This is a genomic window from Gemmiger gallinarum (genome assembly GCF_014982805.1).
GTDB classification, from domain to species: Bacteria; Bacillota; Clostridia; order Oscillospirales; family Ruminococcaceae; genus Gemmiger; species Gemmiger gallinarum.
In genome coordinates this window covers 478,537-500,815 of sequence record NZ_JADCKC010000002.1, presented here as the reverse complement: position 1 = coordinate 500,815, position 22,279 = coordinate 478,537, and the positions used below count along the sequence as shown (strand labels likewise).

Sequence of the window (22,279 nt, the reverse complement as noted above, 5' to 3'; positions counted from 1 at the left end):
GAATGCTTAGATGCCAAGCCTTAAGCATCGGTTTGTTCCGTGCCCATGGTATTCACGCCAATGCCGAAGAACTGCCAGAAAAATCCTTTTTATTACGGGCTACGCTACCAAAACGGAAGACCGGCGTCATAAGTTTGTCGATGTTGGTGACGTTGATTTTGATCTCGCTATCCCGGAAGTAGTTATGCAAAAACTTGTGGATCTCCGGCTTTCGGAGCTTTTCTCCCTAGATTAGCCACCGCAATGCCTTTTCACACTCAGCGCTGACACAGCGGTTCCATTCTCGGCAAATAGAGCGAAAGGGGAGAGTAGAATGCCACCGCACAGGGCAATAAAAGGTCTTTTGTTTCTGCTCGCCTTCGATGTGCGGTTACGAGGGCGGGGACCGGATAATCAGTGCCTTGCTCCTATATGGATACTATCTTTGAGCATAATTCCTTTTTCCACCGCAAAGTAGAACGCTTGCCGCACAGCCAAATCATACAGTTGCCCACGATGGTGGCAGTCGCTTCCAATCATCCCCCATAGGCCATACTCCTTTACATATTTCCAAAACAAATCGGCAGGATATTTACGACGTTCTCCAATCTTGCTTAGGAAGGTCGGTTTTCTGAACCCGTTTGCGTTTATCTCCAAGACTGTATTTACAGAGGATATGGAACTCAGAAACTTACAGATTGCCTGTTCGGTTATATGGGTATAAACCAAATCACATCCGAAGCAGTAGTCAGGATGTGCGATCATGGGAAACAGGCCGCTTTGGGCCGCATAAATCAACGAATCAAAGTATTTTGCAATTGTTTTTTCATCTTCAATACGCTTTGTTTTTACATAGCATCCACTATTCTGATCTTTGAAATAGTGTTGTCCCAGTATAAGGTAGTCTACGCCATAATCGCGGTATAGTTGATGATAATACGGCAGGTCATCTTCAAAATACTCTATTTCCAATCCGGCAAAAATTTTGATATAAGGAGCGTATTTCTTCTGCAAAAGCCGTACTTGGCCGATATAGTTTATTAATTCAGAGAATGCCATCCGTCCGAACCGATTATCGGGAAACGGAGCATGCTCTGAGAAGCCGAGCTCCTGCATGCCAAGCGAAATTGCCTCGCAGATGGTTTCCTCCGCATCAATTGTTCCATGATTGCACCACTGTGTATGTGTGTGATAATTCCGGCAGAAAACTCCTGCCTCAGTTTCCATGCTCATTGGAACATATCTCCTGCAAATCAAAATGATCCGTATGGAACAATTCAATGATAAGTTCATGCAATTTTCCGGTGGAGAATCGTTTTTGGGAAAACAAATGAATATGCAGCTGGCGCTCTTTTTCCCATATTTCAGCATCTATTGCACCGCCCTCAAAAGACAAGTGCAGTGGGGCGACCTCCGTATAGCTGCATTCCAGCCGTTCCAGGATTCGTGCCAATATCGTTTGTATGATGGTCGTTTTCTCCAGTAAGAGTTGGGAAACCACAACATCAATAATATATGTATAGCAGCGGTATAATGGCTTCTCTGGAGGAACGTTCAGCTGTATATATTCACGGCACTTTTTCTCATATCCGCGGGGGATGGTCAGTACAAAACCGCTTGGCAGGTGCACTGAGGCGCGGATTTTATGCGACACGGCAAATTGGGAGGCTTTTTCATTCAGATCCTTTAATTGGTCCATCAACGGGATCGTATATTCAGCTCCATAATCCTTGAACTGCAAGGGGCAGCCTTCTCTGGAATATTCAAAATATTTGTCTCCGGTATCGCCGACCCGGCGTACTGATATGCCTTTGCCCGCAAGGTATTGTTGAATTTCATCATTGTTCATCTTTGCAAGCGGACGGAAAATCTGAAAGTGCGCGGGCAGTTCCACCGCCTGATTGAAATATCTATTGAAATATGGTGTGCCGCCTTTTCCGTTCCTTTCCAAACGATTGAATAGCATTTTGTCCTCTTTGGAATCTCCCGTGCAAATATAGGTAATTCCCTTTTCCACTGCGTATTCGACGGTCTTTTGATCCATGATTCCCTTGCAGAAGCGGCATGGTCTTCCGGAAAAGTTATTCAATAACAGGTCCGAAAGTTCCCGCGTAATATCAACAACGGTAAGTTGCACCCCGAATTGACTGCACTTGGCGATGGCCTCCTGTGTCGGAATACCATAACTCCATCTATGGGTAAAATGAATTGCCCGACAAGGCACTTCATGCTCAATAAGCATCAGCAATGCCGCTATACTGTCCTTGCCGCCCGAAAGCTGTAACAACACTTCCTGGTTCCTTACTCTGTCAAAAATTTCCACAGGATTCACCTCACTCCGCAACAAACATTTCATCTCCAAAATATTGAGAAGTTGTCTGCTTCAGCCATTGTAACGGAATATACTTTTCCATATTCATTCCGGCCATCAGACATTGCAAATTTTCTCTTGTATGGATGGGAGCGCGCTCTGTAATAAAAGTCGGCAAAACATTTTTGCGGATGTATTTCCTTTTCCGCAGACGCAAATTGAGCCCTTGGATTCCATGAAAAACGCCTGGCGGCAACCGGTCGATCACGTCATAGTCAGGGGTGAAAACATAGAAAAAATTTTGCGAACTATCCTCATAATACTCTATACGGCATATCTTAGCCGGAGCCTGGCACCCGTATGGAAAATAGATATGTGCTATAGTCTTATCTGTTCTCACTGTGCCACCTCTGCTTTAGCTGCGTGAAATTGTCACATAAAATTTTCAAGAACCAGTTTTCCGCTATTTGTTTGGGGACTGCAGAAGAACGTAATTCTTCTGCTATCTGCTGCAAAGAGAACTGGTCTATTACATATTGGGTGGCCAGATTGCACAGGGGAAACTGGCACGACGAAATAATGGCAATCCGCGGCTTTTTCTCGCCACGGAACGACATTCGCGGGACAGGTGGATCACCAACGCCAGTAAACGGCATTCCGGAATACAATTTGTAATAAAAGCTCGAGGAATTGTCAAATGCCGGTGCCGGGAAAAGCTGTCCCCGGTGCCCGATAAACCCCCAGTTGGATGCGTTTCGTCCACCCGCGCTTATGAGATAATCGACGAGGTAGAGTTTCCAGAACCATTTCAGCGCTTCGCATGGTTGCGCAATTCCTGGATACGCAAAAAGGATTTTGACAATGTTTTCATAGGAATAGGACACATCCGCATGATCGGCATCGTAGTTCTCCTCGATCATGCTGCCGAAAGGCAGAAAATAGTCACTTTTCTCCAAAAAATCTTCCACTAAAATGGACGGGATTCCTTGCCATCTCGTAATGACAACATTTTGCACAGGCCACCCGAGTTGCCGGTATACGATGGAGGCTACATACTCCGCATATATCTTAATTTCTTTCTGCTCATTGCGTGCAGGTTTCAAAATATAGTCTTTTCCATGCCATGTGACACCGTATTTTTCATCTTTCCCAGAGTAAAACTTCCCATTCAAATTCATTGTATTTGTTCCTTATCTCGTGCGGTCTCTGTCAACCGTGCTTTTCTGCAAGCAGAAGTTCAAAAAGGCGGTTATAGTAAGAAAAGACTTTTTCCCAGGAATAATCTGAGCGGGCCTTTACTTGATAGCCCTGACTTAAAATTTTATACAGACATTCGTTTGCCATATCGGGGGAGTCCAAACAGTATCCAATATGATCATTTTCACAGAATAGCTCTCTTGTCCCGCCGGCGTTGTGCGCAATCAGGGGAATCCCCTGTGTAATCGCTTCCATCATACTGCGGCCCATTGTTTCTGTATGAATAAATGTACCGCCGTCGATGTTCTCTTCCCATTCCAGACTGGAATTAACAAAAACATCCCCGATGGAAATACTGCGCACCGCGTCCGAATGAGATACTGCCCCAAGGTAAGTCCAGAAGTCTAAAGGAAAGTCTTGTTCCAGGGCGGACAGGATTCTTTGCTTCTCTTTACCATCACCGAGTAAAAGTAAATGGCACAGATCCAGGAAAGGAGCTTTGCGAAGTTCATGCAGATATTCTACAATCCCCTTAAACGGCGCAAAGCGGCTGGCTATGACAAGAAGGAACTTGCCGTTTGTGTGGTATTTTTGATCAAATTCAGCGCGATTTTTCTCCCGATTCAGAATATTTCTTTCTGTCTGGAGCGTGTCCACGCCCCCTCGCACTTTCACCATCTTTTCTTCATGTATTCCGATTGCTCTGTTGCGTTTGAGTGAATAGTCACTGTTTGCAATGAGAACATCCACGCATTGGTTTACAATCTGCACGACACACGTCACCTTTTGAGAAAGTGTCATGTCCGGTTCCTTTGCCAATGCCTTAAAGACATCATTTCCGCCGCTTCGGATCACAATGGGGACATATGGAAATCGCATCCTTAGCACCGGGATTTCCCTCACCCAGCTCAGATTATTAAAGAAAAAGATCGTTTCCGGTGTTGTTACAGACTCCAAGAATGCACAGACTTCGGTTAACGTAATATAGGAGGCAACACATTTTTGCCCTGTCATCACGTCAAAAGCACCGTGCTTTACAACCAGACAGAAACATTCCTTCTGGTAATATCCTATAAATGCCTCCTGATGTGCTTCCATCCCGCCGAAACGCGAACTGATGTTGTCAGAAAACAAAATGATTCTGTTCATGTTTTCCTTCTTTCCCACGAGGCTAGCCGTTCTTGCATTTCTTTACGGTCGGACCCCTTCCGAATGGCCCTTCCAATCCGAATTTTCAAAACAATGCACAGCAATTCCAAATCCGCCCGTGTCAAAGACTGAACCATACAGCTATCTACATTTTCAGGTGAAAATTCCGATAATAAATAGCATAAATCCCATCGACGCGGACCACGACAGCAGTTCTGGAAATCAAATACCCTCAGCCCAGCGCGTTCTGTCAGTCCCAAATTTTTCAGTAAAAAATCTCCGTGTGTAAAGGTTTCTGGATGTTGATCCCTCAGGACTTTCTTGTCTTTTTGCACATCTGTATCATAGGCATCTGCATATCGGTCAAGCGCCGAAAAGAACTCCGGCAAAAACTCCCGAAAGGAGCGCAGCGACTCACAATCTACCCGCTGCAGAAAATCAAGCAGCATCGTAATGTCGGCCAAAAACGTCCCGTCCAATCGCTTTTTCAAAACTGGATATACCGGATTATACTCGCTCTGGATATACCACATCGAGTTTTCATAATCATAAGAAAGAAAAGAAGGCTTTGGCGTAGGCACACCCTGTTCCCAAGCCGCTTTTTGCGCAAGGAACTCTGCCCGGACCTTTGCGTGGTTATCATAGCGGAAGTATTTGCGAACATTTTTCCCATTTTGATAACAAATAGAATAGCGCCCGGCATAAAGTTGTTTGCAGAATTTCAAATCCCAGTCATCATACGGTGTTTCCAGGTTAAATCTCCGATAGAGTAACTCCATTAACAGGCGTTCCCGTTCCACATAGTAAGAAACTCTGGTTCCTATTTTTAAAACTTCCTGCGAAGCTTTATGGAACATATCCGGCGTTGTATAGAGTTTATAAATGCACTCCGCCATTTCTTGCTCAGATGACAAAAAGAAAACGCCCGCATTCCCTTGCGCATATTTCTTCACAACACGAAGAGAGTCAGACAGAACCGAAGGAAGCCCAGCCACGAATCCTTCAAAAATCCCGCGCCCGAAAGTTTCCCACCGGCTGCATGAAATGCTTATATCCATTTCCTTGAGAATCTCATTGAGCTGTTTCTGTGAAATCCCGCTATAAATTTTCACATTGTCAGACAAGCCGTGTTCCCTCGTATAGGAAAGAATCTCCTGATAACAGGCATGATCATGGACAGCCCCAACCAGCGTCAAACACACCTCGGCAATTCCCATCTGTTTCAGAATTTCGACAACACGCAGTACTGCAATGTGGTTTTTCTGCTTTTTGAAGGAGCCAATCGCGATTATCTGCAATCTTTTTTGCGCGTGCGTTCTTACCTTACCCTGGATAACAGGCGAAATCCCCCGCGGAATAATGCGGATTTTTTCAGGTGCAATTTCCGAATAATCTGTTAGGATATCGTGGTATTCTTCTGTACTAGGGGTAATGATTCCGCTTACGTTCCTCAATACGCCCTCTTCCATCATGGTATATAACGAAGGAACCGTTTCATTGGCCCGCTGGTACCCGGACGTTAACATCATCGGGAATATGATGCTTTTTTGCATGATTGCCTTATCGTTTTCCAAGCCGAACAATTTACTGCAATGTCCCGCCAGAATCAGGTCATATTCTATTCCGTTCAGCACTGCAGTCCGGTTCGTTCCGATATTGTCAAACCGCCGGGAAAATTTATTGTCTTTCGGGTGAATATACTCTTCGTAACGTATGGCATGTACCATCGGATCAGCAAAAGTCTCATGTTCTTTTCGTATGAACGTAATATCCAGGCAGCAATGCGTCTTCAAACTGTCAATCAACTGATTGGCAAGTTGGCTTCCCCCATCAATATCAGACGAATCTGCCGGGAATTTTCCAAGATATAACAGGATCTTCTTCTTTCGGATTTGGATAAATGCCTGTATGCGTTGCAGCAGATCCTCTGTAACATCCTCTGGCATTTCCGCAAAAAAATCAAACGGAGGAAAATTGTGGTAATCATATCCAAGCCCATAGTGTAAAACAACCACACTGTGCCCACATGATACCGGCAGGCTCAATTCCGTTTCGCGGGTTATGCGTCCCTCTGAGTCCCGCACAACTTGTACACGTATATGCCGGTCTTTTGTAAGAGTATGTAAAATCGCGGCAAGGCTGGAAGAATCGATGCTTTTATGAAGGACAAGTAAAATCACATCGTCTTCACGTTTCCCTGTGTAATAATTCCACTTGTCCAAAGCATCCTTGCCAATCTGCGTCTGCTGTTTCAAAAGTTCTTCCATCTGACGGGCCATGAGCTGATTGGCCTTGGCATTGCAATGCAGTGGGAAATCCAAAAACCATGTTTCACTGTGCGGTTTGTATAGGTTGAACCATTTGTTCATATCAAGGATGCCATAGCTGGAGTCATCTGGAATATCCTCAAAGATATCCATAATTATGACTGTGTCCCCATCTGCAAGAGGGGTATTCATTACATCCATGCAAATATTCAGCAAATTGCGTCCAAGCAACGCACCACGATTTTGTACCTGTAACCTGTTTGTTTGGCAATACGCGGATTCCTGCAGAAAAGACGCGATCGTTTGCTGGTCTTTTGTATACAAACCAAATGTTATGCACGTTCCAAACAAATAGATCGTATTGACCGGATTTGCTATCTGTCCGGTTGTACGGCGGCGTCCGTTTTTCACCGTCAGCAAAGGAGTTTCCACATCACTTTGCTGATAGATAAAACCATTGTCAGATAAAAAAGATTTCCGGTAATTGCCGGTTTTAAGATAGGCAATCTCTGCGGTATCATCCCCTGCAAAACAGCGCATATATTCGGCGTCTGAAAATAGCTCCCGAATACTTTTTCTATGCAAGCGGCTTTGTTCTTCCCTTGCAGACAGGCAGGTCAGTCTATCGTAAACCGGATTGCGCAGGAGGTAAAAATGGATATCCCGATTTCGGCAGTAAGATACCATTTCAGAAAATGCTACCTTTTCTACGATTTTATAGAACTCCTTTACCTTTCCTAATACACAACTGCAGCACAATCTTTTATAACGGATTGGATACTTAAAATTAAAAACGACATCATAGTCGGAGTAATCAGATGCTTCGCACGGATCCTTATAATCAATCTTCCTCCAAGGGAAAAGAGCAGAAAATTCGACGTACGTTGTCTTATCTCCGATAAAAAGAATCTGTTTCCATCCTGATGAGGAAAAATAATTTTCTAGTGGCCGTGAAAACAAGGTGGCATACCGCATGGCCATTTTATTTTTTTCGATATTTCTAGCTTCTTCTGGCTGGGATTGGTCATCAAATTCAGCCAGCAGTTCCCCATCCTGTAAAAGGACCGCCAGCCTACTCAGCCCAGGCTCTTTTTGAAAGACATCTTCAATTTCCTCTTGTGTAAAAAGCCGGTCCGTTTTTTGGCAGACATAATATTGGTTTACAGAAGGCAATTTTTCATTCACTGGAATATCATTTTTTCTTAAAACAGAAATGACAGTATCGCCATCCATTACATACAAATATCGATACGGATACTTACAAAAAAAGTCGATTGCAATATCGTTTGTAAACTCTGTGCTTTGTACTTTAGTCAAGTCTTCCGCGTTTGTTCTGCGTAAAATCATAAAGAATCCTTTCCAGGCTATCTTTCCAGGACAGTTCCCTTATAAAACCGCTTTGCTGCCTATGCAATTCAGACAAATCTGACGTGGCCCTTTCTATCAGTTCGTCAATTGGAATCGTACCATCAAAGCGAAAGGCCATCGAAAATCCCCCATCAGGATTTACTACGTCATTCCAATTAGATATAGAAATAGAGCCTGCGTTGATTCCTCGTGAAATCCTTTCATGGATTGTAGCATGGTAGTTCGGATCTATATTGAGAACATAACGATACCGATTCATTTGTTTTTCAATTTCAAAATAATCATATTTGCCAATAAATCTTATGTTTTTGTTTTCAGGAATTTCCGGATTCTCATAGTTTTCTCCTGCGATATATACAGGCAGCGTATGAATTGAATTGATTGCCTGAATCCGCTTATTGGTTCTGAGGTATGAGTTTGTCAGGCGAAAAATTTCGATTTTCTTATCTGCCGAAAATCCCTGTGTGAAGGTTTGCAATTTTTGAATATAGGATGTGTCATAGTTATATGTCTCAATAAAATCCAATATTTCTTTACGATACACAGATTTTTTGATCTGTTGCCGAATCGACTGTAAATTTCTGATTTGGCCGGGAAATAAAATGGCATTCACCTTTTTGCTGGAAAAAGGCTGTTTCTTTTTTTTTGAATACCCGAGCGGCAATATCAATGGATTCTGTTGCAGTGTTCCTGCAATATCCGAAAACTGTTTATCTATAAAAATATACGTGATGTTTACACTGTGGTGGTCCAGATGAAATTTTAACGGATTATCCGAAAGCCATTGATAGTGCGGAAGATTGTATAAATCATAAAGAGGCGTCCCTTCTAATCTGTACGGGAAGACCCCTAGACACAAAGAAAAACTGATATCCTGACGTTCTATCGCTGCAATTGCGTCTTCGAGGCGGGAAACGAATATACAAGCTACGCCCAATTCCTGACAGGCATCTACAAGTTCCGAGTAGAAGTATTGATTAGAAACATATGAACCATAGAAATTGTTGTTTAGAAGTAATATTTTCACGATGCCCACATCTTTCCAAAGAAATGCACACAGCTATCTTTCATTTGTCGCTGGATTGTAGATGCAATATCCCCAAAATAAGGACGTGTATTTCCTTAATAGAATTTTTGTTCTGGTTGGAAGTAAAATTTTCTAAAAAGTATTTAATCAAGTGATAGACGTATATCCGAAAGGCACTTTATATATAACTAATTATATCAAAAAGCAATCACGGCTGGAACTATTTCCCCTATAAAATGCACACGCTAAAAAGCTATCTTAAATAGAATCTGAAAGTATGGTTGTGTACACATTACTCGCAACAGCGCTTTTCGGCACATCACTACCGTGCCCGAGTGTTATGCCGACTGTTTGTGGTCGTGATACGAGCTTGTACATTAGTCGGCAAGAAACAACCTAGTGGGCAATGAGTTAAGAATTAACTTATACCATAGAATAGAGTTTTGTAACAATGGTGAACAGATCAGAAAAAAGCATGTCTACAAAACGTTGGACTCTGGATGGAAGTAGCAGAATGGCGTTAACATAAAATGGTTGTTGTCTACATGGAACTGAGTAAGCGAAAATGGATAAGAGATAACATATTTCCTAACAGGGGACACAAACGCTGTATATCAAGCAGAGAGTGAAAAAAGATAAAGCCTCCCGGTCAATATTTTGTAGGATGCTAGCCAGTTTTATGTAGCGGGAAACAATGGATAATTTTCCGCAGTATCAGTATGGCAAGATTGTGTTGCACTCTTTCAGTGTTGCAGGAGGCTTGATTCCTTGTTTTGGAGGCTAGTTCTGTCTATACGTACTTATATAGTTCACGAATAGAAAAAGCAGCTGTCGAAGAGCAGGAAGATAATGAGATAAGCTCTGGTAGAAAAGACGAAATGCAAATTTGCATAATTATTTTATGCGAATTTGCATAAATCTATTGACAGATGGGGAGCGTAACGGTAAAATGTAGTCGTAAAATCTTAAAGGAGGCGTTTTTATGGATCTAAAATCTTTCCGTGAGGACAAGTTGAAAATTAAAACTCAGACTGCCTTTGCAGAGTTGATTGGTGTTGAACAATCCAATATTTCTCGCTGGGAAAAAGATCCGGACAGTATTCCATTTCAGATTATTCAACGGATTCTTGAAAAGACCGGTGCTACATACGAAGAACTTACAGGGTGGACAAAGCCTATACCAAAGCCGCTGAAGGTAGAAGATACATGGAAAAAGGCTGATTTCACCAAAGGCACACTGAGCGAATACATCGGCAATGCGCTCAAGCAGATAGACTTGCCAGAAGAGCAAAGAAAAGCGTATGTTGATGATCTGAGTGCTGGTATCAATGGGAATCTTGTAAAACCAAAAGTGGCCATTGTTGGGCGGTCAGATACCGGCAAAAGTACTTTAATTAATGCTCTGGTCGGAAGCGACAAAATGCCTACTTCTTGGACACCTACGACTTCTATTGCGGTTTACATCAAGCACATTTCGGATCGTCCATCCTTTATTGAGGAAGAGGCCTGGGTGTTTGCAAATCATTTGGGCAGTGAAAATATGTGGAATGAACGACACCTCTATGATGAAGAGTATTGCCGTTCATGGAAAATCGCAGCCGGTGGAGTGGAGATTCTTCGCTCCTTTGGAACCCGCCAGGGCGAGCACTATGATAAGCAAGCCGGGTCTGCCGTTGTCTTTCTCGATGCACCTATTCTCAAAACCTGCGACATTGTTGATCTTCCTGGTTTTGGGACTGAAACTGAAAGTGATGACGAAATCACATTTGCTGCTGCACAAAAAGCAGATGTTGTTATTTATTTATCCCAGGCAAACGGGTTTATGAGAATCGAAGATATTACATATCTCAAGCGCAATATCAGTGAACTGCCGGTCTGGGAGGCACAAGGCCAAAATGAACTAAAACCACTTTCCAATCTGTTTGTCGTTGCATCTCAAGCACATACCGTTAGTAACGGTAATCGTGCTCAGCTTTCGGAAATCCTCGATGTTGGTTGTAAAAATCTGATGAAAACGCTCCCGAAAGGATACTGGACAGAGAGAGAAAGGGCATCCGGTTATAACTATCAAGGCGATGGTTATGAAGAGCTTCGTGCACGTTTCTTTGCGTACACTACTGATATTCCGGATATTTGCGAACCATTCAATGAAGAGCTGGCAAAGGTTCTTGAAGTTCTTCCTGTAATTATTGATGAGCGGACAAAACAGTTTGTTAGAAAATATGTGGCTTCACGCAAGCCCAACCTAACAAAAGAAATTCAAAAATATGAGGGTATTGTAGCTGATCGTGAACGGTATATGGCCCTGCTGTCTGAGATTGAAGCTAACGAACTTACAAGGGTACGAGATAACGATAAGCGGAAATGTGATGTCCGTGATGAAATTTCGCGTTTGCAAAAAGATTCTATCAATGAATTTAGCACTTATATTTCCAGCTTGATCAATGTTGATACATTGGTTCAACTGATGCGCGAAAAGGGTATAAAAAATAAGAAGGAAGATGTTGAACTGTTTGGCAGTTCTTTGCAAAGTACCATTCAATCGCGGTGTGAAGGTATCTTAAAAGCAAAGTCCGCAACTCTTGCTGAAAAAACCAAAAACTATGTTGACGCTTTTTCCGCAAGCATAGAAAAACCTTTTAAGGACAGCAACCTTGATATTGATTTTGATGCGGGTTGGGCATTTGCTTCTGCGCTATCAACGCTGGGGGTGATTGGCGGATTTGGAGCATTCCTTGCCAGCACGATTTCAGGTGCAATTTTGTTTGCCGGTATAGGTTTAGGAATTGGTACATCTATTTTGGCGGGTATGGCAACTGCTTCCATCTTTGGCCCTGTTGGGATTGCGGCCGGACTTCTTATCGCTGGTGGATTAGGACTTGCAAAGCTTTTTGGTGGTGGATGGGAGAAAAGTGTCGCGAAAAAAATTGTTGCAGCAATGGAAGAAAATGATGTTGCGGACAAGTACAGAGAGGGAATCAAAAAGTATTGGACTCAGACGGAGCGAGCCTTCAATCAGGCGGCAGAAAAATTGGACACCGAATGGAACGCCTATGTTGAAAACCTGAGAGCAATGGTCGACAGTTACGATATCAATGAAATTCAGACCAAGATTGCAACGCTTAAATACCTTTCCGATTTTTTCGACAATATCCCATTGTAAAATATTGGCTTACGCATCTTTACAAGTGGGATAGCCCCAAAGGAGGTTGATTTAATGCTGGAACTCTTTAATACTTATAAAAATGCGGGGAAAATTTCCCAAGCCTTGATGGTTGGTCGTAATGCATTTAATCGCAATTCCGATAATGCCGAAGTTTTCGATGCATACTTTTCTTACCTGTGTACACTTGCAGAAACATTGCCTGCCCTTGCAGACAGATCTCATTTTGTCGATCAAGCAAATGTGGCCTTGTCATTCTATATCGAAAACGCAGACTTAACCGAGTCGGTTGTAGGCGATATTATGGAATATCGGTCCCGTCTTGATACTGTTTACAACGCAATTGCTAAGGATCAGCAGGAAAGGTCGGAGAAGCAGCGCAAGGAAATCGAGCATCATAACTCTGAATGCTTGAAGGAGCTTTATACGCTGAAGGACAAACTTCGGACGACTTCGTCGAAGAAAGAATTTGATGAACTTTTGGGCCAAATTGGGGATGTTGATGCAAAAATCGATAAAGAAAGTTTCACCAAAGAACAGAGTGACACCTATGATTCCCTCACCAAAGAACATACAGATTTGATCAGTTCCAAAATGCGGGAATTTGAATACAAGAAAAATGTTGCTTATAACAAACAGGCAGCGGATTCGTTTGCAAAAGCCTTCAATCAGTTCCGTAGCAATGAAGGCAAGTACAAGAACCAGACCCAATTGTTTTCGCTGGTATCGGCAACGCTCTTTAATTATGATGCATCCCGCCTGTTCAATGAAACGCTGATTTACTACAATCACGTGTATTCCTATATTTTTAGTAAGCTGGATGATGAGGGCAAACTTGCGCTTACCAGATTCTCTATTGAGTGCGAACGGAAGTTGAGGTGAGTTATATGCTGACGGCAATTCAGAAAAATCGCAGCCTCACTTTCTACCAGCAGCCGTCACTTTCCTATCAAAGCAAAATTTCCACTGCCCATACAGGTGGCATGGCGGCTGCCGCTCTTTCTGGTACCTCCTTCCAGACCGCTGCTACGACAACTGGGTTTAATCATCAGTTAAATGAGTTCCTTTCCGCATTGAATACAGAACGTGAACGTCTTGCGGAAAAAGTCGCGCAGGGATTAGCCCGGGATCCGTCTTATACGGGTGCCCGAAATGATGGCGTTTCCTTGGCGTGGGATTACGAAGCAGCCGACATCAAAATGGGCGGTAGCGGATCAGAAAACTGGAGCCCGGCAGAACAGCAAGAAATCTTGGAAAACCGTCCAGATATCGTAAATAAGGTCAAAGTTGTGGAAGGCAAAACTGTTAATCCTAGAGCAGGTATCCGTGGTGCAGAGGGGCACCATCAAAAAAATGTTGCAAATCACCCGGAGCAGCAAGCAGACCCCGACAATATCAAATTCTATAGAACCAAGCAGCAGCACAAAGAAGAAGGACATGGAGGCAACTGGAAAAACGAAAGCGACAAGCCGGTGACCGATAAAAATCGAATGCTTGAAAAAACCAACTCCAAGCGCGTCTTTAGGAATGAACTGCGAGGCATTGGGATTGCGGTGGCAATCGGTGCAGGACTTGGCATGACGATCGGATTTGCGACAACATTGGCACAGTCGGGTGTTACTCCGGATTCTGTTAGACTTGCTTTTGCAGAAGGTGCGAAGGGCGGATTGGAATCTGGTGCTTTGGCTGGTGTAAGCTATAGCATTGGAAGAACTCTCGGTGACATAGCTTCAAAAACAGTTGCAGGTGCTTTTGAAAATATCGGCGTAACAATCACAGAAAATATTTCTAAAATGATTAACATGGGCGTTGTCGGCACACTGACTATCGCAGTTTTTTCCACCTATCAGTTTGTTATGCTTAAACGCCACGGCATTGCAACGAAGGAAGCATTGATTCAAGTCGGAAAACAGGCACTTTTTTCATTGTCACTTTTGGCCGTTTCGATAGCGGTACAAGGCCTTTGTGGAGGCGCGTCCGGAATCATTGTATCGGTGAGCATGGGCATTATCATGATCACATATTCCGTTGTGGATTCAGTGCATCAGCGGCACTTCGCAGAAAAAGTTCGGATTTATACGATTGAAAAATGTTACCCGTCTTTTGTAGTGTGAGGGGATTATATGGAATTTTCAAAGTTTGTAGAGAAAGCCGTTCTGTATGATCATCGAAATATCTTTTCTGCATATGATGGAAATCTCAATGGAATACCAGACGAGTTAAAAGAGTTCTATCAAAAGAGTAATCCAGTCGATGTGGAAGTCAACAGTGTCCGCTTTTTCCCAGCTGAGGAACTTCACGAGTTGCAGGCAGAATATTCGTATTTGAATGCGCAGTTTGTGTTTGCCTCCTGCAATGGCGATCCGATTTTCCTTCAGGATGGACTTGTGTACACTGCCCCCCATGGAGTAGAAAAACCAAAGTGGGAATTATTGTCTTCAAATATAGAAACATACCTTGCAGAGCTGCTTTAAGAAAGGACATCTGCATAGGCTGTTGCTACTGAACCCGATGGGAAAAAGGGCTTATTACATGGCCACCCTTATCTTACAAAATCCAGATATTTGATGAAGTACACTTGGGGATTATCAGACTCGACAAAGGAGGAAAAACGATGGCAAATTTATATAGTCGTATGCTCAAACTTGGCCGTATTTTGCTGGAACCGGACTGTAATGACGATATCATATTGTTGGGACCACTGTGGCTGTTGTGGCATGGACAATGGAAAGATGTGCTGCGTGCCTATCTGCCATTGACGATCATCTGGGGAGCAGCCTTTGGTATATTCAGCTATGGGTGGGGTCAGCAAAATAAAATGTTGGTACTGCTTGGAAACGCCGGAATGATTGCAGTGATCGTCGTAGGACTTGCTATCAATATATGGTTGTTCCGGTATTGGCACAAAAGGCCGGTGGGGTCAGGCAGACACTTTGTGCAGCCTGTGCTTTGGATAATCGGCGTATTCTTGCTGGTAGATAGATGTATGTGGCTAGGATCGGTCCTTTAATACGGCTCTATAGAAAATATCAAATAAACCCGGCTGGCCAGGTGTTCAGAATAACATCTGGCCAGCCGGGTTGTTTTGTCTAGATTAGATATGTGATTTAAATTTATTCCCCGCATTTCGCAGTGCAGGTTTTAAGTGTATAGTGACTTACATTGTCATAGTCCTTTTGAAAAGAACTATATGGTCCGACAAGTGTGAATTAAAAGATGACTTTTGAATCGGGTACTTCTACAAAAAAGAAACGCAACAACGCTTTTATTGATTTTTAAGTGGCTTGGCTGATTTGGAATCAGTTGTCAATAGTCCAGTTGGACGTAGTAGTCTGGTCGGAGAACTGTGACGCACAGGCAAATAGCATGATACAGCGCCGAAAATTGTGTAGTGTGCACAACTTCCGGCGCTGTTTTTGATGGTTATAAAAGGATGTTGGAACGTAAAAAACAATACACGGAACCGGCTGGGAAGAAGAAGTGGTCAGATGGTGGTCAAGCTGTCTCGTCTTGCCTGAATCGGCAGTTACGGCCTGTGGATACTCCCGGCCACCTGTATAGGCTGGCCTGCACAAAACAAAAGACTTCTCTGCCCCTACGCAGGGCGGAAAAGTCTGTTTGCCTATCGAAGGACGGAGCCTCAGGCCTCGGTAAATACCTTGGCCATGATCTTCCAGCCGTCCGGTCCCTTCTTCTGGGCGTGGAAGTCCACATAAACGGCACTTACTGCAGAGAAAGCGTCCCGCCCACAGGAAAGCGCCGGAATCTGTGCAAGGTGTCCAGATTCCGGCGCTGATTTTTGTGAGTGCAAACAGAGGCTGGGGGCTGTCCATGCTGCTCCAAGAGGCTGTGCTTTCCCCGGGGTTGCTGTATAATGAAAGCAGAAATCGCAGGAGGTGACAGCCATGCAGGAAAAGCTCTACGAAACGCCCTGCGGCAAGATTCATTACTGGGTGAATCGTGACTGCGGCCCCGAAGCCATCACCCTGGTTTTTCTGCCGGGGCTGACCGCTGACCATCGGCTGTTTGACAAACAGATTGCCTGTTTCGAAGGAAAATACAATCTGCTGGTATGGGACGCCCCCGGCCATGCCGCTTCCTGGCCGTTCACGCTGACCTTCACCCTGATGGACAAGGCAAGATGGCTGGACGAGATTCTCTGCCGGGAAGCTCTGTGCCAGCCGGTGATCGTGGGGCAGTCTATGGGCGGCTATGTGGGACAAGCCTATGCGGAATTGTTTCCCCGGAAGCTGAAGGGCTTTGTGGCCATGGATTCGGCCCCTCTGCAGCGAAAGTATGTAACGGGCATCGAACTGTGGCTGCTGAAACGGATGGAGCCGGTCTATCGCCATTACCCGTGGAATTCCCTGCTCAAAACCGGGTCGAAAGGGGTGGCCACCTCCGCCTATGGACAGGCCCTGATGCACGCCATGATGATGACCTACGACGGCGACCAGGAACGATACGCCAGACTGTCAGGCCATGGGATGCGGATGCTGGCCCAGGCTATGGAAGCTGACCTTCCCTACGAGATTCCCTGCCCGGCGCTGCTGATCTGCGGAGAGAAGGATCATGCCGGTTCCTGCATCCGGTACAACAAGGCCTGGCACAAAAACACCGGCATCCCGCTGGTGTGGATTCCCGGAGCCGGACACAATGCCAACACCGATGCACCGGACGAAGTGAATGAGCTGATAAGGAAGTTTGTCGAAGGGTTGTGATGGAGAGGGGCGCACTTCCGGCAGGTACCCGGCTGCATACAGTGCCGCCTATTCCTCAATGGTAGCCTCTTGCATGTGAAGCTATTCTTGGGTATCTTGGCTCGGACCGATAGTTGTCTGTATTTCAACGGAACAGGAGTCTGAAAGAAGCAATCGACAAGCGCCCAAGATTTTCACCTTAATAAATGGAAAGTGGGCTGTATTCCAGCCTAGAAATATACACGGTATTCTAAGCCATCGTTCATTTATCGATAAGCTTCAATAAAATCATTTTTTACTTTTGATAAGTGCGTCCATTAACTCGATATCAGAGTGCGGCATGTTGTTATCTTCAAACTCGCCAACATAAGCAACATCGTGATATTTTTGTCCGTCATATTCATAACCTGTATATGGGTATCCTTTTTGCGTGGTCCCTTGGAATGGCTTGAATTCCGCCATAGCTTCTTCTTTGGTATAATACTTTGCATCAAAGTATATGCCCTCTTTTTCTTTTCCCCACCCCATTTTTGTGGCTTTAAAAACATGTCTCATTATGACTCTCCTTTTTATTGATTAAAGTTACGATATTCTTCCTCCGATTCATAGATGGAATCTGATGAAATACTGTTTTTATGGCCACATACTGTGCATTTCCAGACATAGTGATGGTCATCAAACCCTGGTTGATCATTGAGGTAAGCATTGCAACGATCACAGTACCAATCTACCTCGGGGAAACGTTCACTCATCTTTTTTGCTCCTTTCTCGATCTAACGATTCACAATATACCTGAAGGGCTTGCAACAAAAAATCTGTTGCTCCTTGTTTTGAAAAAAGTAGGTCCACCACTCTTTCAAAGCTCATATTGCTAAACAGCCGGGCTCCCAACAGGACGTCCTGTATTGACGACTTGCTTGGTTGTGCCGTCATCCCCATAAAACGGAGTATTTCCGAAATCGCTGTTTGCACTTTTGCGTCTTGTGGTTCGTATTTCAAAACCGTTCTCAGCTGCTCAAACAATTCCGTGACCTTTTGAGCTTGCTTTTCTATATCTCCTGCGTTGAGACCCTCTGTCAATTCATGGTTGATTTTTTTCATGCCTTGTTCAACAAGCTCATCATCATTATCTGCAAAACAGTCAACAGCAAATCGATCAATGTCATTATTAAAATCGGAACTGTCAAATGCGATCCACCGATGTTCAGCCTCATTTGCATATCTCATGAATTCAGCTACGAATATCGCATTTTCAAGGTGCCTCTTTCTCTGTTTTAGCTCCTCAATTTGTTCGTCGAGAACATTTTCCCAATCAAAACCCGGAGAGAGAATCATCTTTCTGATTTTATCAGCAGAATAGCCCAACTGACGATATAGCGCAATTTGTCGCACTTTTATTACATCTGCTTCGCTATACAGCCATGTTTCTTTAGCGCCTTGAATCATTTTGTCGGAAGGCTGAATCATGCCACGCTCTATGTAATATTTGATAGTCCGCTTATCAAGCCCGGTTATATGAGACACATCCCGAATTGTATACACGCGCTTCATGATTTTCCCCTCCTTTTAATTAGATACTAATATTGGCCGATATCGGCCGTCAAGGCTTTTTTGATAGATCTTTTAAAATATTCTGTTTATGGAGGAAAGCTTTTCATACAATGTAAGCTATCGATTTTCCTTTTCCAAATCGATTAGCACACTTCCATTTTTTAGGCACACCTTCCCAGCACCGCACGCAGTCGCTCTTCGGTGGCGGCGGGAAAATGGGCCTGAATCTGGCGGAACACCTTCGTCCGGGACTGTACCGGGTCGGTGGCGTAGGCTGCCGCGATGTACGCCGCGCCCCAGAGCGCTTCCGGCGTTGTATATTCTGCCCGGGACCAGCCGTAAGGCTGGCCTTTTTTGTTCAGTTTCTGACGGAAATCCCGGATAACCAGATAACTGCTCATCTGCAGGTCGGTCACGGTGCCCTCGAAGTTCTTCTCTCCGCCCTTGCCGAATCCAGCCCGCTCTTTCAGTTCATAGGAGAGCAGGGCGTCCGCTTCGGTGAACTGGTCCATGATCTTCTTCTGGCGGGCGGTGGCGAGGCCATCGTCCCACCGGCTGTCAAAGTCGTAGCCGTCCCGCCGCCAGTTGGCAAAGTCCGGAAACCAGGCTTTGGAGATGAAACCTGCCTTCTTGCCGAAGAACTTGCCGTAGGCCACCCGGCCGCTGCGGGCAATCGTCTGCCGCCACTCCCAGGGGTCACGGTCCACATCACCGCTCCACCAGTCAGTAGGGCAGGTGTGCTCCTCCGCCGAAAAGCCGTCGATGCCGTTGCGGAAGAGGGGCAGGAATCCCACCTCGTCGATCCAGTCCACCAGTTCCTGCCAGCTGTGGATACAGGCCGGGTCCTCCCAAGCCGGTCCCCGCATGATCCACTCCCCGTTTTCCACTGCCATGCTGACGTCCCCCTTTTCCATCTGATAAAAACAGTATAACACAAAAGCCTCCGGCAGATGGCCGGAGGCTTGGATTGTTTCTTATGGCAATGACCTGCTGGGAAAGAAAGGAAAAATCGTCTATATGTTAAGAGAAACCCCAACAAGTGAACTTAACAACTTAAGTTTTCGTTATGTTTCTTCACTTATTGCTGCATTTCCTCTTACGTTGCTGCGAGTCTTTCTTTACTTTCCATCCTGAATCCGGTATTTGACCCGGTTGCCGTAGTGGACCGAAGTCAGCAGGCCGAGGCGCTCGAATTTGAGAACGAAGCTCCGGATTGTGGCATAAGCCGCATCGCCGAAGTCTTTTTCCAACCGCTTGGTGGAAAACTCTTCGCTGCCATAGGCAGTGAGAACAAACTGCCAGAGGGCCCGCTCCTTCTCGGTAACCTTTCCTTGCTGCAGCGCTTCCTCAAAAGCCTGTAGCGTCCGGGGCTGCGGCTGATCTTCTCCCAGCCGGTGATACACCGATTCGGCAAAATAGACCAGGAACGGCGTCACATCCAGCACGCCGCTGATCTGCTGATTCTGTTCCACTTGGGTATACGCTTTATAATACCGGGAGCGGCTTTCCTCCACAAAGCGGGACATCGGCACGAACAATGCTGATGAGTATCCCTGCTGCACCAGATACCACAAATGGAGCAGGCGCGCCATCCGACCGTTTCCATCAAAGTAGGGATGCAGATAGGCAAGCGCGAAATGCAAAATGGCTGCCTTGATTAGATCATTCTGTGCTGTTTTCTCAGCAGCAAACGCAACCAGTTCTGCCATATAGGTCGGCAGTTTCTGCCAAGGCAATCCAGTGTGTTCCAACTTGCTGCCTACGATATACACGCTATCATGCCGATACCAATGTTCGGGCAGTAAACGATCCTCCTCTGGCAGGAAGTCGCCAATGGTCATCTGATACAGCCGAAAGAGATTTTCCTCCGTGATGGTATGAGATCTGTCCGCGATAAATTCCAGGCCTTGTTTCATGCCATAGATGCGATGTTCTTCCTTATCCTTGGGTGCCTGACCGGATAAAATCCGCCGCACACTTTCCCTGCTGGTGTCAATCTGTTCGATTCGGAAGGTAGACACGATTTCCTCTTCCATCGCCTTGGTTCCATACAGACGGGAACTCTGCTGCGGCGTCAGCAAAACACGCGCCGCCGACAGTGAAACCCGCGCCACACTTTCCAGGTATACCATCGGTTTTCCATCAAAGTCATGCAGGGGTAGTTCCTGATAAAAATCACGTTTGAGTAGTGTGAGAAATTCCTGCAGATCTCCTTGACCGTATTTATATCCCATCTTTTTGAGGTCCAACATCCCTGGGTCTGAGAGCATCTTGGCAAACACAGAAGCGTCCATGGAGGTCCTCCTTTCGAAAAGCGATATAAAATAGTATCATTTAGTATCAGTATAACCTATTTCATTAGTTTTATCAACCTGTTTTTTGTCCCATTCTTGTTAGAAGTCCCTGTTAATGTATGCATAGAATGATATAATCAAAATAGCATCAATAGGGAATTCCGCACGCTTTGAATAGAGATGCCCATCGGGACACCATGTAGTCATATTCCTTCGGGTGTGTCAGCGACAATCTCTCAAAGCGGTTAATTCCAAATTTCCGTCGCTCTGCACACAGACCGAAACCACAAAACATACATCCGTTTCTTTGATATCCTTGTCCATACAAATCGGAAATAGGTATTTTATAAAGTTCAATATAATCCCAGATGTCTCGTTCTGTCCAGAAAGACAGCGGCCTACACTGGTTGTCTTTCTTCTGAAAGAAGATATTGGAACCATACGCAATCCAATCCCTTTTCCGGACCCGGCTTTCTTCTGCCAGTGTTCCGATTATACTACATTGCGTTTGCATCCGTTTTGCCATACGCTTCAAGGGCGCCTTTTTCAATTTTTCACAGCACAGGTCAGAAATATTGTAATCCAGATAGGATAGTGCCTTGGGATACATCCGTCCCAAATAATCCAGTGCGTGCTGCTTTGTTACAGGCGTTTTCGCGTGTCGATATGTCCGTATTCCATTGGCAATCGCCTTGGAGAATAGTGGGTAGCCATAGGTTGCAACTACGCGCTCAAAGGTCCATACCGAGCCATCCCGACAAACGGGACGCACAGGCACAATGTTTTTCCCTCTCTGGCGCTCCTCCTCAACGAAAGACAGGGTTTCCGGATATTCACAGCCTGTATCCGAAAACAAATGCAGGATGTCCGGTTTTAAACTGCACACAAGAGATGACAGAACCGTTGAATCCTTTCCCCCTGAAAAGGAAATATAAACCTGCTCATCAAAGGTTTCCATGCAACTTACAATCAAGTTTTTAGAAAGCGCGATCTTCTCTTCCAACGGCAACTTTTGTAAATACTTCAGTCCTTCCTTTCTGGATTCAAATGCCCTTAGTATCGTCGTTTCTTGATTTTCACGAACCCTATTTTCCATTTCGTAACCTCCTCGGAAAAGCGTTTGTGTTGTGTTAACTCTATTCCGAGGGAATTGCAAGAGGTTTCCGCAAATTCGGTCAAATACCGGGAAGGCTGAGTTTTTTCGTCGGACAAGGTGCATTTTGTTCCGTAAAATGTTATACTTGATAATGGTGTAGTATTGGACAAGACTGTA

Annotated in this window: 19 protein-coding genes; 6 read left to right on the top strand and 13 right to left on the bottom strand. The window is 44.8% G+C overall.

Going from position 1 to position 22,279, the window contains the following annotated elements:
* Positions 1–393: 393 nt before the first annotated feature.
* From INF35_RS07925 to INF35_RS07895, 7 genes are read right to left on the bottom strand one after another with little or no spacing between them, the layout of a single operon-like run.
* Positions 394–1,212 (bottom strand): histidinol-phosphatase HisJ family protein, encoded by an 819-nt coding sequence (locus tag INF35_RS07925; protein ID WP_193501277.1) that lies wholly within the window; start codon positions 1,210–1,212, stop codon positions 394–396.
* Positions 1,196–2,302, bottom strand: coding sequence for an ATP-binding protein (locus INF35_RS07920; protein WP_193501275.1), 1,107 nt, complete (start codon positions 2,300–2,302; stop codon positions 1,196–1,198). The genes INF35_RS07925 and INF35_RS07920 overlap by 17 nt, the downstream gene beginning before the upstream one ends.
* Positions 2,303–2,312: 10 nt before the next feature.
* Entirely contained in the window at positions 2,313–2,690 is a 378-nt protein-coding gene (locus INF35_RS07915; RefSeq protein ID WP_193501273.1) for a hypothetical protein, read from the bottom strand.
* Complete coding sequence (locus tag INF35_RS07910; RefSeq protein WP_193501271.1) at positions 2,677–3,468, bottom strand: HipA domain-containing protein; 792 nt, start codon at positions 3,466–3,468, stop codon at positions 2,677–2,679. Before INF35_RS07910 ends, INF35_RS07915 begins: the two co-directional genes overlap by 14 nt.
* 31 nt (positions 3,469–3,499) lie before the next feature.
* Complete coding sequence (locus INF35_RS07905) at positions 3,500–4,636, bottom strand: glycosyltransferase (RefSeq protein ID WP_193501269.1); 1,137 nt, start codon at positions 4,634–4,636, stop codon at positions 3,500–3,502.
* Complete coding sequence (locus tag INF35_RS07900; RefSeq protein ID WP_193501267.1) at positions 4,633–8,250, bottom strand: glycosyltransferase; 3,618 nt, start codon at positions 8,248–8,250, stop codon at positions 4,633–4,635. The genes INF35_RS07905 and INF35_RS07900 overlap by 4 nt, the downstream gene beginning before the upstream one ends.
* Complete coding sequence (locus INF35_RS07895; RefSeq protein ID WP_193501265.1) at positions 8,213–9,298, bottom strand: hypothetical protein; 1,086 nt, start codon at positions 9,296–9,298, stop codon at positions 8,213–8,215. Before INF35_RS07895 ends, INF35_RS07900 begins: the two co-directional genes overlap by 38 nt.
* 982 nt (positions 9,299–10,280) lie before the next feature.
* Here INF35_RS07895 and INF35_RS07890 point away from each other — a divergent pair.
* From INF35_RS07890 to INF35_RS07865, 6 genes are all read left to right on the top strand, one after another.
* Entirely contained in the window at positions 10,281–12,461 is a 2,181-nt protein-coding gene (locus INF35_RS07890; protein WP_193501263.1) for a dynamin family protein, read from the top strand.
* A 54-nt stretch (positions 12,462–12,515) separates the two neighbouring features.
* The gene (locus tag INF35_RS07885; protein ID WP_193501261.1) at positions 12,516–13,343 is read left to right on the top strand and encodes a hypothetical protein; all 828 of its coding nucleotides are present in this window, start codon (positions 12,516–12,518) and stop codon (positions 13,341–13,343) included.
* 5 nt (positions 13,344–13,348) lie between these two features.
* A complete protein-coding gene (locus INF35_RS07880) occupies positions 13,349–14,575 on the top strand; it encodes a hypothetical protein (RefSeq protein WP_193501259.1) in 1,227 nt (408 codons plus the stop codon).
* A 9-nt stretch (positions 14,576–14,584) separates the two neighbouring features.
* The gene (locus INF35_RS07875; protein WP_193501257.1) at positions 14,585–14,935 is read left to right on the top strand and encodes a hypothetical protein; all 351 of its coding nucleotides are present in this window, start codon (positions 14,585–14,587) and stop codon (positions 14,933–14,935) included.
* 140 nt (positions 14,936–15,075) lie between these two features.
* Entirely contained in the window at positions 15,076–15,471 is a 396-nt protein-coding gene (locus INF35_RS07870; protein WP_193501255.1) for a hypothetical protein, read from the top strand.
* An 895-nt stretch (positions 15,472–16,366) separates the two neighbouring features.
* Positions 16,367–17,182: an alpha/beta fold hydrolase gene (locus INF35_RS07865; RefSeq protein ID WP_193501253.1), complete on the top strand. Its 816-nt coding sequence runs from the start codon at positions 16,367–16,369 to the stop codon at positions 17,180–17,182.
* 267 nt (positions 17,183–17,449) lie between these two features.
* Here the strand turns inward: INF35_RS07865 and INF35_RS07860 are convergent, their stop codons facing one another.
* The 6 genes from INF35_RS07860 to INF35_RS07835 form a co-directional block, all read right to left on the bottom strand.
* Positions 17,450–17,716, bottom strand: a complete 267-nt coding sequence (locus tag INF35_RS07860; RefSeq protein ID WP_193501251.1) for a hypothetical protein — start codon at positions 17,714–17,716, stop codon at positions 17,450–17,452.
* A gap of 14 nt (positions 17,717–17,730) precedes the next feature.
* Entirely contained in the window at positions 17,731–17,913 is a 183-nt protein-coding gene (locus INF35_RS07855) for a Sec23/Sec24 zinc finger-containing protein (RefSeq protein WP_193501249.1), read from the bottom strand.
* Positions 17,906–18,712 (bottom strand): MerR family transcriptional regulator, encoded by an 807-nt coding sequence (locus INF35_RS07850; protein ID WP_193501246.1) that lies wholly within the window; start codon positions 18,710–18,712, stop codon positions 17,906–17,908. The genes INF35_RS07855 and INF35_RS07850 overlap by 8 nt, the downstream gene beginning before the upstream one ends.
* Before the next feature lie 161 nt (positions 18,713–18,873).
* Positions 18,874–19,605 carry an AlkZ-related protein gene (locus tag INF35_RS07845; protein WP_193501244.1) on the bottom strand — a complete coding sequence of 244 codons (732 nt, stop codon included), beginning with the start codon at positions 19,603–19,605 and terminating at the stop codon, positions 18,874–18,876.
* Positions 19,606–19,830: 225 nt separating this feature from the next.
* Positions 19,831–21,006: a Fic family protein gene (locus INF35_RS07840; RefSeq protein WP_193501242.1), complete on the bottom strand. Its 1,176-nt coding sequence runs from the start codon at positions 21,004–21,006 to the stop codon at positions 19,831–19,833.
* A 148-nt stretch (positions 21,007–21,154) separates the two neighbouring features.
* Positions 21,155–22,102 (bottom strand): phosphoadenosine phosphosulfate reductase family protein, encoded by a 948-nt coding sequence (locus INF35_RS07835; RefSeq protein WP_235983159.1) that lies wholly within the window; start codon positions 22,100–22,102, stop codon positions 21,155–21,157.
* Positions 22,103–22,279 lie beyond the last annotated feature (177 nt).

What these genes read in the sequence shown, in the direction of transcription:
- INF35_RS07905 (WP_193501269.1), bottom strand. Translation starts at nt 4,636, where the DNA reads ATGAACAGAATCATTTTGTTTTCTGACAACATCAGTTCGCGTTTCGGC.
- INF35_RS07840 (WP_193501242.1), bottom strand. Translation starts at nt 21,006, where the DNA reads ATGGACGCTTCTGTGTTTGCCAAGATGCTCTCAGACCCAGGGATGTTG.
- INF35_RS07900 (WP_193501267.1), bottom strand. Translation starts at nt 8,250, where the DNA reads ATGATTTTACGCAGAACAAACGCGGAAGACTTGACTAAAGTACAAAGC.
- INF35_RS07880 (WP_193501259.1), top strand. Translation starts at nt 13,349, where the DNA reads ATGCTGACGGCAATTCAGAAAAATCGCAGCCTCACTTTCTACCAGCAG.
- INF35_RS07865 (WP_193501253.1), top strand. Translation starts at nt 16,367, where the DNA reads ATGCAGGAAAAGCTCTACGAAACGCCCTGCGGCAAGATTCATTACTGG.
- INF35_RS07870 (WP_193501255.1), top strand. Translation starts at nt 15,076, where the DNA reads ATGGCAAATTTATATAGTCGTATGCTCAAACTTGGCCGTATTTTGCTG.
- INF35_RS07890 (WP_193501263.1), top strand. Translation starts at nt 10,281, where the DNA reads ATGGATCTAAAATCTTTCCGTGAGGACAAGTTGAAAATTAAAACTCAG.
- INF35_RS07925 (WP_193501277.1), bottom strand. Translation starts at nt 1,212, where the DNA reads ATGAGCATGGAAACTGAGGCAGGAGTTTTCTGCCGGAATTATCACACA.
- INF35_RS07860 (WP_193501251.1), bottom strand. Translation starts at nt 17,716, where the DNA reads ATGAGACATGTTTTTAAAGCCACAAAAATGGGGTGGGGAAAAGAAAAA.
- INF35_RS07875 (WP_193501257.1), top strand. Translation starts at nt 14,585, where the DNA reads ATGGAATTTTCAAAGTTTGTAGAGAAAGCCGTTCTGTATGATCATCGA.
- INF35_RS07850 (WP_193501246.1), bottom strand. Translation starts at nt 18,712, where the DNA reads ATGAAGCGCGTGTATACAATTCGGGATGTGTCTCATATAACCGGGCTT.
- INF35_RS07885 (WP_193501261.1), top strand. Translation starts at nt 12,516, where the DNA reads ATGCTGGAACTCTTTAATACTTATAAAAATGCGGGGAAAATTTCCCAA.
- INF35_RS07910 (WP_193501271.1), bottom strand. Translation starts at nt 3,468, where the DNA reads ATGAATTTGAATGGGAAGTTTTACTCTGGGAAAGATGAAAAATACGGT.
- INF35_RS07855 (WP_193501249.1), bottom strand. Translation starts at nt 17,913, where the DNA reads ATGAGTGAACGTTTCCCCGAGGTAGATTGGTACTGTGATCGTTGCAAT.
- INF35_RS07845 (WP_193501244.1), bottom strand. Translation starts at nt 19,605, where the DNA reads ATGGCAGTGGAAAACGGGGAGTGGATCATGCGGGGACCGGCTTGGGAG.
- INF35_RS07835 (WP_235983159.1), bottom strand. Translation starts at nt 22,102, where the DNA reads ATGGAAAATAGGGTTCGTGAAAATCAAGAAACGACGATACTAAGGGCA.